Source organism: Chitinophaga rhizosphaerae (assembly GCF_003958645.1).
In the GTDB taxonomy this organism is placed as follows: domain Bacteria; phylum Bacteroidota; class Bacteroidia; order Chitinophagales; family Chitinophagaceae; genus Chitinophaga; species Chitinophaga rhizosphaerae.
Map to the genome: position 1 here is coordinate 63,704 of NZ_RXLO01000009.1, position 12,668 is coordinate 76,371.

Here is a 12,668-nt window from a genome sequence, read left to right on the forward strand (position 1 = left end):
CGAAGATATATGCAAGCCGTTTTTGTTAACCCCGCCTACCGCGAACCCGCGCCGGTAAGGCATTTGAAGGTGCTGAGGCGCCGTCGCATGAAAGAATGGCCGGAAGATGACCGGCCGCGGGAAAAAATGCTTTCCACAGGAGCCGCATCGGTCAGCCTGGCCGAGTTGCTGGCCATCATCATCAATACGGGAACGCGGGAAAAATCGGCGCTGGACCTGGCGCGGGAAGTGCTGGCCTACTGCGGCAACAACCTGCGGGAGCTCGGGCGCCTGAACATCCGGCAGCTGCGAAGTTTTCCGGGGATCGGTCTTAAAAAGGCCGCAACCATCCTGGCGGCGCTGGAGCTCTGCCGCCGGCGCCAGCAAAGCCAGCAGCGGGAGCAACGGGAGGTGACGTCTATCCCGGAGGTCGCGGATTATTTCAGGTCCCTGCTGTCGGAGCATGCCTGCGAGCGTTTTATCGTGCTTTATCTCAATCATGCCAACAAGGTGGTGCACGAGGCCTGTATCAGTTCGGGCGGTATCACTTCCACTACCGTGGATCCCCGGATCGTGTTCGGTATTGCGCTCGAGCACCGGGCCACGCGGCTGTTGCTATGCCACAATCATCCTTCCGGCACGTTGCGCCCGAGCAAGGCAGATATTCATATAACCCGCCGTTTCCAGGAGATCGGGCGCCTATTCGATATCGAGGTGCTGGACCATCTGATCGTCACGGAAAGCGGTTATCATAGCTTGCGGGAGGATGGGGCGTTGTGATGTTCGGGGCTTTCGGTACTGATGAAGTGCTTGTCGGCCGGATGAGCGGAGGTGATTTGCAGGGATTGCGGTGGATGTGAAACGCGCCAAGCAGGATGACAAGGGGGGCTCCGGATCAACGCAGCAACGTCGTGACGCCTTTCTGGAAAATCCGGGTGTCCAGTTCGGTGTTCGTGAATTCTAGCACCCAGGCATAAGTGCCGACAGACGCGGGAGCGCCATTGATCCGCCCATCCCACTTTTGCTGCCAGTTGCGGGATTCAAAAACGAGTTGCCCGTTCCGGGCGAATACCCGGAAAAGGAGGTCCGCGGTCTTGTACCCATTTACCGGGTACAGGAAATCATTGATCCCGTCATTATTCGGCGTAAACGCCGTGGGCACTGTCACGTAGCAGCTGGGCACGGTTTTCAGCACATGAATTACCGTATCCTCGCATTGGAGATTATCGGTTACGATCAGTCTGACATTATAGGATTCCTCGCGGGAAGACATCGGGTAGCGCCAGGCGGCCGGGGTCCGCAGTATCGATCCTGGCCCGATTCCCATGCTCCATCGGTAGGCCGTAATGTTGCCGCGGCTATCGTTCGTGACCCTGACCATATCCATCGGGCACAATACGGTAGCACCCGGCGTAAAGGCAGCCACCACTTCCACCGGCAAAGTGATCCTTTCACTATGTACGGCCTGGCATTGTCTGTTGGCGACCATCAGCCTTACGTCCCGGAAACCATTTGGCCCACGCACGAATTTTTTGGTGGCTTCGCGGGTGGTTTGTGTAGTACCGTCGTCGAACTGCCAGGTCCATTGCGAAACCTGGTGGGCCCCATCGTGCCGCATATACAGGGTATCCGCGTCACAATCCAGGCTCGTCCGGTACGCAAATGCTGCGTTCACGGTATCGCTGGTTGAAAAAGGTATGAATTGCCCGAGGGGAGTTTCCACGCGGCATTCGTTGATCAACGTATTGCCGTCGCTGCCACGCACGAGGTTCAGGCGGTAATCGCTTTCCCGTAAAATGGCGCCGTTGAGCTGTATCTCGATGCTGTCCGTCAACTGGTTATCGCAGAACACTTTCGCGCTTACCACGGAAACATTGGGACCGGTACCCAGGTTCGCGATCACGAAATCACTGCCGTTTGTTGCCACGGAGTTACAGCGCACGGGAGACTTCAATCTTACCATTAACCTGTCTGGCCGGCATGCTACCGGCCTGATGGAATCGAAAGGCGCGGGTGGAAAAATGGGAATATCCAGGTTGATGGTCTCCCCTGCCGTCATGGGGTTATCACAGGCATCTAGCAGGGTATTGCCGTCGCTGCCCCGTTTGAGGCGGACCGTATAGCTGCCGGGTGTTAGGGGCCGGTCGAGCTGAAGAACGACGGAATCCATATCGAACGCGCCTCCGCAGTTGACGCCCTGCACGCCGGTGATACGCGCTGCGGTACCCAGCAGCTCGAAATCGCTGCCGTTGGCGGCCAGGGTGGCACAACGGAAGCGCTTGGACAGTTTTACGGCCACACGGTTATCGAGACATTTATAGGCGGCAGATTCGAATTCTCCGGTTTTAGGGTCGGTGATCACGGCCGTGCCCCCACCAAACGCGAGAGAATAGCCGCTTTGCGTATTGGTAAAATGACTGACGAGCAAAAGGTACTCATGCCCCACCTGCAACGTCGGCATACTGCTGAAGTTCGGATAACTAGGCCCGGCGCAATTGATGAGCCCCTGCCCCGCCGCGCTGGCGCCCGTTACGCCGGGGATCGAGCTCCAGTTGCCGCAAACCTGCATCGACATGTCGGAGAAAATATCATTTACGTTCCTGCCCGTCACGTCGAAAACATGCCAGTCGTAATCATCGCCCAAATCTTTCGGCGTGATCGTGAACTCCAGGGTGCCGGCCTGGTAACAGGTAAATTTGTAATAGTAGGGGTTACGATCCGTGTAATCCGTCCGGGGATCAACCCTGCTGCAGAAGTCCAGCCGGAGCACGCGCCCGCCGCACAGCGGCACAGAATCCTGTATCAGGTTCCTCGTGCCACAAATAGGGAATGCGCTCTGGGGCGTTTGTCCGAGGTTGGAACATGACTGTCCGACCGCCTGAAACGACGATAATAGCTGTAAAAATATGGCCAATACTAAGAATCGCATTTGGTTGTTACGGGGGTCCTACGAATATATATAAAGTAATAACATGTCGTTTTGTTACATTTGCAGGAATTTTCACAAAAAAAACAGCGAATGCTTAAAATCGGCTTGTTTGGAGTAGGGCATCTGGGAAAAATTCACCTGTCCCAATTATCGACGATGAAAGACGTGGAAGTGACAGGCTACTTCGATCCCAGCGATACCAATGCGGAAGGTATCCGGGAAACGTATCCCGATCTTCGCCGGTTCGAAGCTGCAGAAGATTTGATTCGTGCTTCCGATGCGATCGATATCGTGGCGCCGACTACCCAGCACTTCCTGCTGTGCGAAACGGCAATCCGGATGGGCAAGCATGTTTTTGTGGAAAAACCCATGACCAACACCATGGAAGAGGCCCGGCTGCTGGTGAAACTGGTGGAAGAAGCCAATATCAAATTCCAGGTGGGCCATGTGGAACGTTTCAACCCCGCATTCCTCGCCCTCAAAGGGGTCGATCTCAAGCCCATGTTCATCGAAGTGCACCGCCTGGCGGAATTCAATCCCCGCGGAACCGACGTGAGCGTGATCCTCGATCTCATGATCCACGACATCGATATCGTGCTTAGCATCGTACAATCCAGCATCAGCCGCATATCCGCCAGCGGTGTCGCCGTGATGAGCGATACGCCCGATATCGCCAATGTTCGCATAGAATTCCATAACGGTTGCGTCGCCAACCTCACGTCCAGCCGCATTTCCCTCAAAAAAATGCGGAAAATGCGCCTGTTCCAGAAAGATGCCTATATCGGTATCGACTTCCTCGACAAAAAAACCGAGATCATCAAACTGAAAACCCCGGAAGACGAAGGCCTGTTCACGCTCGACATCGCCACCAACAACGGCAAAAAAACCATCGCCATCGCCAACCCGGAAATCAAACAGTCGAACGCCATCCGTATGGAACTGGAATTTTTCCGTGACAGCATCCTCGAAAACAAACCGGTGCCGGTAAACGTGCGCGACGGGTTCCAGGCGCTGGAAGCGGCTCACCAGATCCTTCAGAAGATCGGCAAAGGCCAGTCGGAATAACCTTTTCAGGCCCCATAGTAACTCAAAACCCGCCCCAATTAAATTTAGAAATCATGAAGTTCGGATGGATGCTATTTTTCGCAGCTGCGGTGTTGATGATCGGATCATCCTGCAAAAAAGATGAACAGATACCATCATTAGACCACTCGCTGCAATTTTCCGAAACCTATTGCAACGACCCCTGGTCTAACGACTTACAGCGGACGGACCCCGACTTTCTAAAAAAACTGGATGCCTGGCTGGAAGCCAAAACCGGCGTCAGGATCCCCGAGCCTCAAATCAAATTCCACCCCGGAAACGCCGGCGCATGCTCGGCTTGTACCTGCAAAACAGGGAATGTGCTGACCATCTGGCTGCCCAGGGGAGTAGACGCCAAATTTACCGCGCTGGGTTTTAAATAGTTAAGGCAATCATTCGACCGAAAGGAGTTCTCCGCAATTTTTCGCCGTAAAAGGACGCTTATCATCTGTTATTTTCAGGCTTGTCCGTCCGGCGCCATGTAACCTTTCGAATTCCGGGCACGTTTCAGGAATAAATCACGCGTTTATGAAAAACGGCCTCCTGTTACTCCTCACTACTGTATCCCTCCTTCTTTTCTCCTGCCGAAAGAAAGATAAACTCAACATGAAAGGCGCATTGGTATTTAATGAAACCCAATGTTCGGACCCATGGGGTGGAAAAGTAACGGGGCCCAACGCAGAAGAATTTATACAAAACCTGGAACTGTGGCTGGAAAAGGAAACCGGCGCCTCCATCAACAACATCAAACGCATCCCGCCCCGTAAAGACCTGATTGTTTGTGATGCCTGCCACTGCACGTCCGGTTATCAGCTCCTTATTTGGCCGGTACCTGGTTCGGAACAAAAATTCATCGACCTCGGATTTACAAAACCACAATAATCCCGCTACTCCAGTAAAACTCCGCTCATGAAGTACGCATTGTTACTCTTGCTTGCCATCCCCCTTTGCACTGCCTGCAAAAAAGGTAAAATCCCTAGGCTCGACGAGGCCTTTCAATATACAGAAACCTATTGCAGCGACCCTTGGAACAATCAAGTGGAACAGGGAGATAATTTCCTCGAAGACCTGGAAATCTGGCTGGAACTCAAAACCGGCAAAGCGATCAGGAAACCGTACATGAAGTTCTTCCGGGACAAGATGACCATGTGCTACGCTTGCTCCTGCACTTCCGGCAACGTCATTTACGTTTGGCCGCCGGCCGGTTCGGAACAAAAATTCCTCGACCTGGGATTCCGGAAACCGTAATTATTTTTTCAGGAGAACTTCCGCAATGGCAAGGTCCAGCGGGCGGGTGATCTTGATGTTCCGCTCCTCTCCTTCCACCAGGTGGATTTCGGCGCCGAAACGCTCTGCCACGCTGGCTTCGTCGGTAAACAGGGGATCGTAGGGCTGTTCGAACGCGGGTAAGAGTTGTTCGGACAGGAAGGTTTGCGGTGTCTGGATGATGCGGAAGCGGCTGCGGTCAACGGCCAGGTTGCCTTCGTCGTCGACCTCGCGCAGACTGTCTTTTACTTCGATGGCGGGGATGGCGTTCCCTTTCGCCAGGGCGCCTTCGCAGCAACGGCGGACGAGCTCCGGGGAAATAAGTGCGCGAACGCCGTCGTGCACAAACACCACGGCCGGTCCGGTGATAGTGGCAAGACCGTTTTTCACGGAATGGAAGCGGGTTTCACCGCCATGAACGATGGTCAGGGAAGGCGGTACGTCGAAAGAAACCAATAGGGGCGCGATGAAAGCGCTATGCGCTTCGGGGATGACGAGCACGATGCGGATGTCGGGGTAAGCGTTCCGGAAGGCGTTGATGGTGTGATGGAGAACGGGTTTTCCGCCGATTTCCATGAATTGTTTTGGAATGGCGCTCCCCATCCTGAGGCCGGAGCCGCCGGCAACGATGACCGCTATCTTATTCCTGTCTGGCATATTGCGAAGTAAGGATATTTTGACAAAAAAAGGCAAACAGCGGAAACTGTTTGCCTTTTACATATCCGGGAACCGGATTAAAGAATGAGCATGGCGTCGCCATAGCTGAAGAACCTGTATTTTTCCTTGATGGCCTGCTGGTAAGCTTCCATGATCAGGTCGTAACCGGCGAAGGCGCAAACCATGATGAGGAGGCTGGTTTTCGGCAGGTGGAAGTTGGTTACCAATGCGTTAGGGATCGAGAAATCGTACGGAGGATGGATAAAGGTGTTGGTCCAGCCTTCGGCCGCTTTCAGGTGATTCTGCGCGGTAACGGAAGATTCTACGGCACGTACGGAAGTAGTTCCCACGGCGCAGATCTTGCGGTTTTCTTCTTTCGCCTTGTTCACGATTTTCACGGCATATTCATCGATGTGGAAATATTCCGCATCCATTTTATGCTTGCTCAGGTCTTCCACCTCGATGGGGCGGAAGGTGCCCAGGCCGGTGTGAAGGGTCACTTCGGCGAATTTCACGCCCTTGATCTCGAGGCGTTTGATCAGTTCGCGGCTGAAGTGAAGACCTGCGGTGGGGGCGGCTACCGCACCTTCGTACTTGGCGTACACGGTCTGGTAACGTTCCTTGTCTTCTTCTTCCGGCTTGCGTTTGATGTACTTCGGCAGCGGGGTTTCTCCCAGGCTGTCCAGTACGGCCTTGAACTCTTCATCGTTCCCTTCGAACAGGAAGCGGATGGTACGGCCGCGGGAAGTGGTGTTGTCGATCACTTCCGCCACCAGGCTCTCATCGTCCCCAAAATACAGTTTGTTACCTACACGGATCTTCCTGGCCGGATCCACGATAACGTCCCACAGACGGTTTTGCTTATTCAGCTCACGGAGCAGGAACACTTCGATCTTCGCTCCGGTTTTCTCCTTACGGCCGTATAAACGCGCAGGGAACACTTTCGTGTTGTTCACGATCATTACGTCCTTGTCGTTGAAATAACCCAGAATGTCTTTGAAAACCTTGTGCTCTATTTTGCCGGTGGCGCGGTTTACTACCATCAGGCGGCTCTCGTCTCTTGTCTTGGAGGGATGTTGTGCGATCAGGTTTAAGGGCAGATCGAACTTGAATTGTGATAATTTCATATTACGGTATGAATGAATTTAAAGTCTGCAAAGGTAGGAATAATAACGCATATCGTGAAATAAGGTTCACCGGCCCGGGATCGCAGCGATCAACTCGCGCGTGTAATCCGAAGCCGGACGGTGGTACACCGCCTCCGCAGGCCCCATTTCCGCGATCTTCCCCTTTTGCATGACCATCATGGTATCGCTCATAAAATTCACAACCGACAGGTTGTGAGATATAAATATATACGTGAAATTAAATTCGTGTTGGAGTTCCCGCAGGAGGTTGAGCACCTGCGCCTGCACGCTCACGTCCAGCGCCGACACCGATTCGTCGCAGATAATGAACTCCGGGTTGAGCGCCAGCGCCCGGGCGATCACGATCCTTTGCCGCTGACCGCCCGAAAATTCGTGGGGATACCGGTTGTAATGCTCCGGCAACAGGCCCGTCTTTTCCAGTAAAGACATCACCCGCTCCCGGCGCTCCGGGTCGTTGCCGAACATCCCGTGCACCTGCATCGGCTCCATAATGGCCTGGCCTACCGTCATGCGAGGGTTCAGCGAGGAATAGGGGTCCTGGAAAATAATCTGGATATGCTTGCGCATCTCCCGCATTTCCCCGGCAGAAAGCGATAGCAGGTCGCGGCCGCGATAACGTATAGCCCCCTGCGTAGGCTCCACCAGCCGCAGGAGCGTCCGGCTCAGCGTGGTTTTCCCGCAACCGGATTCGCCCACGAGCCCCAGCGTCTCCCCTTCCCGCACCGTAAAACTGATATCGTCCACGGCTTTCGTCCAGCTCTTGGGCTTCCCGAAAAGCGATCGCCCCACCGGGAACCAGGTGCTCAGGCCCTCCACTTCCAGCAACGGCGGCCTTTCCGCCAGCATTTCGGTACGCGCCTTCATTTCCGCCGCCGGCATCTCCAGCGAACGGACGAACGCCTCCACCTCCACCGGCTCCCGGCTGCCCGTGAAATCTTTCACGACGGGCAGGCGGCGCAGGCGAAGGTCCATCGGCGGGCGACAAGCCAGCAACCCTTTCGTATAGGCGTGGCCGGGGTGCGAGAAGATCTGTTCCACCGTTCCTTCTTCCACGATTTCACCTTTATACATAACGGCTACCCGGTCCGCGATCTCGGCGATCACGCCCAGGTCGTGGGTGATGAAAACCACGCTCATCCCCATTTCGCGCTGCAATTCGCGCAGCAGTTCCAGGATGGTTTTCTGGACGGTGACATCGAGCGCGGTGGTGGGCTCATCGGCGATGAGCAGGCGCGGACCGCAGGAAATCGCCATGGCGATCATGACGCGCTGCTTTTGGCCGCCCGACAATTCGTGCGGATATTTATCATACGCTTCTTCCGGCCGGGGCAGTTTCACCCGTTCGAACAGGGCGATGGTTTGCCGGCGGGCTTCGCGCGGAGGTATTTTTTTATGGAGGATGATGGCTTCCGCCACCTGTTTACCGCAGGTGTGCAGCGGGTTCAGGCTGGTCATGGGTTCCTGGAAGATCATCGCGATCTCGTGGCCCCGGTAGCTGCGCATGGCCGCTTCCGGCAGGCGAAGCAAATCCACCGGCGGTTTATTTTCCGGTTGATAGACGATCTCGCCGCCGCCGATGCGCCCCGGTTCGGCAATGAGCCGCATGACGCTCAGCGACGTAACCGACTTTCCCGAACCGGATTCGCCCACGATACCGAGAATTTCACCGGGCTGCACGTCCAGCGAAATGCTTTTCACGGCTGTGACCACATGGCCGTCGCCGCGGAATTCGACAGTCAGGTTACGGATGGAAACCAGCGGTACAGGGCTCAAAATCGGAGGTGTTTAACGGTTTGGTGACTGTTGATGAGATTTTTCAGGGAGTCGATCCCGATGCGGAGGTGCCGGTCTACGAATTCGCTCGTCACTTTTTTATCGCTTTCCTCGGTTTTCACGCCTTCCGGCACCATGGGCGAATCGGAAACGAGGAGGAGCGCGCCGGTTGGGATCTTATTATAGAAACCTACCGAAAAGATGGTCGCCGTTTCCATATCGATGGCCATGGCGCGGATTTTCTCGAGGTATTTTTTGAAATCGGCGTCATGTTCCCAAACGCGGCGGTTGGTGCTGTAACAGGTGCCGGTCCAGTAATCGCAGCCGTATTCGCGGATGGTTGTGGAAATGGCTTTTTGCAGGGCGAACGCAGGCAGGGCGGGCACTTCGACCGGGAAATAGTCGTTGGAGGTACCTTCTCCCCGGATCGCCGCGATGGGCAGGATGAGGTCGCCAATGGTATTTTTCTTCTTCAGTCCCCCGCATTTCCCCAAAAACAGCACGGCTTTCGGCTGGATGGCGCTGAGGAGGTCCATAACGGTGGCGGCGCCGGGGCTTCCCATCCCGAAATTGATGATGGTGATGTCTCCGGCGGTACAACATTGCATGGGGCGGTCGGCACCCACGATTTCCGCGTTATGCCACTGGGAAAATTGAAGTACGTAGTTGGAAAAATTGGTCAGCAGGATGTGGGAACCGAAGTTCTCCAGCTTCTCGCCCGTGTACCTGGGCAGCCAGTTAGCTACTATCTCTTCTTTCGTTTTCATAGCCTTTTGACAAGTGAATGTAATGTTTTTTCGGCAATCGGGCGTCAATCCCTAGTTTTACGGTATGATTTCCATCCGTTTCCCGCAACCCGACTTCAAGATCACGGCTAATGACGGCAAAGACATGATTTATGACGCTTACCGGAAGAAATACGTGGTGTTGACGCCGGAGGAGTGGGTCAGGCAGAATTTCCTGAATTACCTCGTCAAATCCCGCCAGTATCCCGGGGCGCTGCTTAGTATCGAAAAGGAACTGCATCTCGGGGAGCTCCGCAAGCGGTGCGACATCGTCGTGTATTCCCGCGAGGCCATGCCCTGGATGATCGTGGAGTGCAAGGAAATGGGCGTTCCGTTGAAACAGCCGGTCCTGGAGCAGATCGTTCGCTATCACATGGCCCTGCCGGCGCCCTGGCTGGTGATCACCAATGGTGTGAACACCTGGTGCTGCCGGTTAGACGGGGCGGCGGGGAGCTGGGTTTTCGAGCACGATTTGCCGGATTATCCGCCCGTTGTGCCGCCGCCGGCTGAAGAGTGATCGCGATTGTTAAAATAGTAACGGCCGGGCAAGGTGCCCGGCCGTTGTCGTACAGTCCATATTCGGTGCAAGATCAGGGGAAAATGCCCAGCTGCTCGTAAGCGGCGCCTACCTTGTCGATAGCGCAAACGTAAGCGGCGGTGCGCATATCCTTGATCTTTTTATGTTCGAGGGATTTTTCGCGCACTTCGTGGAGGGCAGTGATCATGGTTTCTTCCAGGCCGGAATATACCAGGTCTACTTCGTCGGCACCGTGGGCGATGAATTTCCTTTCTTTTTCGGATACTTTTTTGCCGGTCAGTTCTTCGATCTGGCCGAGGATGTGGATGTTCATGTTTTCGTCGAAGCGTTTGCCGAGGCGGCCATAGCGCACGTGGCTGAGGTTTTTCAGCCATTCGAAGTAAGACACGGTAACACCGCCGGCGTTGAGGAACATATCGGGCACAACGATCACGCCTTTTTTGACGAGGATGTCGTCCGCTTCGGGTGTGAGGGGGCCGTTGGCGGCTTCGCCGATGATCTTCGCCTTGATTTTGGGCGCGTTTTCGGCGTGGATCACATTTTCGAGGGCGGCGGGGATGAGGATATCGCAATCCACTTCGAGGCCATCGGTGTTCTTTTTCAGGTTTTTGGCGCCGGGGAAGCCGGTGATGGAGCCGGTTTCCAATTTGTGTTTCAGCACGGCGTCGGGGTCGAGGCCTTTGTGGTTGTAGATAGCGCCATCCCATTCGATGAGGCAAACTACCTTGGAGCCGGCTTCGTGGAAGTATTTGGCGGCGTGGTAGCCCACGTTGCCCATCCCCTGAACGGCTACTGTTTTGCCTTCGAGGCCGGGCTCGAGGCCGATGCGTTTCATATCTTCTTTCACGTTGCAGAGCTCGCGCAGGCCATAGAACACGCCGAGGCCGGTGGCTTCCTTACGGCCGCGGACGCCGCCCTGGGACACAGGTTTGCCGGTCACGCAGCCGTAGCCGTCGATCTCTCCGGGCCGGAGGCTCATGTAAGTGTCGAGGATCCAGCTCATTTCGCGTTCGCCGGTACCGTAATCGGGGGCGGGAACGTCGATACCGGGGCCGATGAAGTTTTTCTTCACGAGTTCGGCGGTATACCGGCGGGTGATATTTTCGAGCTGGAAGGGGGTGTAGTTACGGGGATTGATGCGGATGCCGCCTTTCGCGCCGCCGAAGGGCACGTTTACGATGGCGCATTTGTAGGTCATAAGTGCGGCGAGGGCCATTACTTCGTCCTGGTTCACTTCGTCGCTGAAGCGGATACCGCCTTTACAGGGCAGCTTGTGGTGGGAGTGCTGCACACGGTATGCCTCGATCACTTCGATCCCGTCGCCCACGCGAACGGGGAATTTCATGCGGTATACGGCGTTACAGGCTTTGATCTGCTCCAGGATGCCATTCTCCCATTTGGTGAATTGCGCAGCCTTGTCGAAACTCATTTCCACGCTGTGGAAGAAGTTATAATGCGGTTCTTGCGTCAGCGCTTTTGCTTTAGCCATAAAAAACGGTTTAGATATGTTGTTTTGGTGTTGTAAGCAGACTTGTAATGGGGGCGGCGTAGCGGGCTATTTTTCTTTTTCGAGCCTGGAGATCTTCCGGTCCAGCCTTACGAGGTAGATCGTGATACAGCTGAAGATGATCACCAGGATGCCAACGGCCACATAAATTTTGCTGTTGCTGCGGAAAAACTCGTTCACGGGACCGGTCTCTGTATTTTGCTGGGTAGCGGCTTGTTGTACGGTTTCGGCGTTTTCCTGTCCGAAAACGGCGGTTACGAGCAGCATGAGCGCGGTGAAAATGGAAAAGGATATTCTGTTAACCATGAAGGATATTTTTAAGAGCCAATCTTTTATAACGGTTGCGAAGGGTGTAGATCCAGATGCCGAGGAGCGTAAAGCCGATGAAGGCAGGCCAGAGCACCATTTTGATGGTGCCGGCGGTGTCTTTATCGCTGAAGCCGGGGCTGCTGGCGCTTCCCGGGTGAAGGGAATCCACCGTCCGGGGGATGATGTAAGTGAGGGGGATGAGCAGGGCGAAGGCGAAAACGTTGTAGATCGCCGACACGCGGGCCCTTTTGTCGATATCGGTGAACGACATGCGGAGCACCAGGTACGCCATGTAGATCGCCAGGGCGATGGCGGTGGTCATCTGCTTCGGATCGTTCACGATGGTGCCGCCCCAGGTATAGGTGGCCCAGAGCATGCCGGTCAGGAACCCCATCACGCCAAACAGTACGCCTACGCTACCCGCGCTGGAAGCACGGACGTCCTTTTTGAGATCGTTGGTTGCGAGGTACCATATGGAATTAACGACGGAAATCGTGAGCAGGGTATACATTGCCATCCACATCGGCAAGTGAAAGAAGATGCTGCGGGCAGCCTGCTGGTTGTTGCCGATCACCGGCACCGGAACCATGAACCCTCCGATGATCACATACAGGAGCAACATCACGGAGAGTATTTTCCACCAATTTTTAGCCATTTCTCAAATTGAAATATTGGGGGCAAACCTACACGATTC

The 12,668-nt window shown here is 54.9% G+C and carries 14 protein-coding genes; 6 read left to right on the top strand and 8 right to left on the bottom strand.

Annotated elements, in window-relative coordinates; genetic code table 11:
* Nucleotides 1–9 precede the first annotated feature (9 nt).
* Nucleotides 10–759, top strand: a complete 750-nt coding sequence (gene radC, locus EJ361_RS19700) for a RadC family protein (RefSeq protein ID WP_240646685.1) — start codon at nucleotides 10–12, stop codon at nucleotides 757–759.
* A gap of 115 nt (nucleotides 760–874) precedes the next feature.
* Here the strand turns inward: radC and EJ361_RS19705 are convergent, their stop codons facing one another.
* Nucleotides 875–2,770 carry a T9SS type B sorting domain-containing protein gene (locus EJ361_RS19705; protein ID WP_164714333.1) on the bottom strand — a complete coding sequence of 632 codons (1,896 nt, stop codon included), beginning with the start codon at nucleotides 2,768–2,770 and terminating at the stop codon, nucleotides 875–877.
* A 228-nt stretch (nucleotides 2,771–2,998) separates the two neighbouring features.
* Between EJ361_RS19705 and EJ361_RS19710 the strand changes: the two genes are divergently transcribed.
* The 4 genes from EJ361_RS19710 (at nucleotide 2,999) to EJ361_RS19725 (ending at nucleotide 5,239) form a co-directional block, all read left to right on the top strand.
* Nucleotides 2,999–3,973, top strand: coding sequence for a Gfo/Idh/MocA family protein (locus EJ361_RS19710; protein ID WP_126247469.1), 975 nt, complete (start codon nucleotides 2,999–3,001; stop codon nucleotides 3,971–3,973).
* Nucleotides 3,974–4,026: 53 nt separating this feature from the next.
* Nucleotides 4,027–4,374, top strand: coding sequence for a hypothetical protein (locus EJ361_RS19715; RefSeq protein WP_126247471.1), 348 nt, complete (start codon nucleotides 4,027–4,029; stop codon nucleotides 4,372–4,374).
* Between the two features lie 223 nt (nucleotides 4,375–4,597).
* Nucleotides 4,598–4,873: a hypothetical protein gene (locus EJ361_RS19720; protein ID WP_164714334.1), complete on the top strand. Its 276-nt coding sequence runs from the start codon at nucleotides 4,598–4,600 to the stop codon at nucleotides 4,871–4,873.
* A gap of 27 nt (nucleotides 4,874–4,900) precedes the next feature.
* The gene (locus EJ361_RS19725; protein WP_126247475.1) at nucleotides 4,901–5,239 is read left to right on the top strand and encodes a hypothetical protein; all 339 of its coding nucleotides are present in this window, start codon (nucleotides 4,901–4,903) and stop codon (nucleotides 5,237–5,239) included.
* On the opposite strand, the gene EJ361_RS19730 is transcribed toward EJ361_RS19725, so the two are convergent.
* From EJ361_RS19730 to EJ361_RS19745, 4 genes are all read right to left on the bottom strand, one after another.
* Nucleotides 5,240–5,914, bottom strand: a complete 675-nt coding sequence (locus EJ361_RS19730; RefSeq protein ID WP_126247477.1) for a 2-C-methyl-D-erythritol 4-phosphate cytidylyltransferase — start codon at nucleotides 5,912–5,914, stop codon at nucleotides 5,240–5,242.
* Nucleotides 5,915–5,991: 77 nt separating this feature from the next.
* Nucleotides 5,992–7,041, bottom strand: a complete 1,050-nt coding sequence (queA, locus tag EJ361_RS19735) for a tRNA preQ1(34) S-adenosylmethionine ribosyltransferase-isomerase QueA (RefSeq protein ID WP_126247479.1) — start codon at nucleotides 7,039–7,041, stop codon at nucleotides 5,992–5,994.
* A 66-nt stretch (nucleotides 7,042–7,107) separates the two neighbouring features.
* Nucleotides 7,108–8,835: an ABC transporter ATP-binding protein gene (locus tag EJ361_RS19740; protein ID WP_205687059.1), complete on the bottom strand. Its 1,728-nt coding sequence runs from the start codon at nucleotides 8,833–8,835 to the stop codon at nucleotides 7,108–7,110.
* Nucleotides 8,832–9,602, bottom strand: coding sequence for an AMP nucleosidase (locus tag EJ361_RS19745; protein ID WP_126247481.1), 771 nt, complete (start codon nucleotides 9,600–9,602; stop codon nucleotides 8,832–8,834). The genes EJ361_RS19740 and EJ361_RS19745 overlap by 4 nt, the downstream gene beginning before the upstream one ends.
* Nucleotides 9,603–9,666: 64 nt before the next feature.
* Between EJ361_RS19745 and EJ361_RS19750 the strand changes: the two genes are divergently transcribed.
* Nucleotides 9,667–10,137 carry a type I restriction enzyme HsdR N-terminal domain-containing protein gene (locus tag EJ361_RS19750; RefSeq protein WP_126247483.1) on the top strand — a complete coding sequence of 157 codons (471 nt, stop codon included), beginning with the start codon at nucleotides 9,667–9,669 and terminating at the stop codon, nucleotides 10,135–10,137.
* Nucleotides 10,138–10,210: 73 nt separating this feature from the next.
* On the opposite strand, the gene EJ361_RS19755 is transcribed toward EJ361_RS19750, so the two are convergent.
* The 3 genes from EJ361_RS19755 to ccsA form a co-directional block, all read right to left on the bottom strand.
* Nucleotides 10,211–11,647 carry a Glu/Leu/Phe/Val family dehydrogenase gene (locus tag EJ361_RS19755; RefSeq protein WP_126247485.1) on the bottom strand — a complete coding sequence of 479 codons (1,437 nt, stop codon included), beginning with the start codon at nucleotides 11,645–11,647 and terminating at the stop codon, nucleotides 10,211–10,213.
* A 66-nt stretch (nucleotides 11,648–11,713) separates the two neighbouring features.
* A complete protein-coding gene (locus EJ361_RS19760; RefSeq protein WP_126247487.1) occupies nucleotides 11,714–11,971 on the bottom strand; it encodes a CcmD family protein in 258 nt (85 codons plus the stop codon).
* Nucleotides 11,964–12,629 (bottom strand): cytochrome c biogenesis protein CcsA, encoded by a 666-nt coding sequence (ccsA, locus tag EJ361_RS19765; protein WP_126247489.1) that lies wholly within the window; start codon nucleotides 12,627–12,629, stop codon nucleotides 11,964–11,966. The genes EJ361_RS19760 and ccsA overlap by 8 nt, the downstream gene beginning before the upstream one ends.
* Nucleotides 12,630–12,668 lie beyond the last annotated feature (39 nt).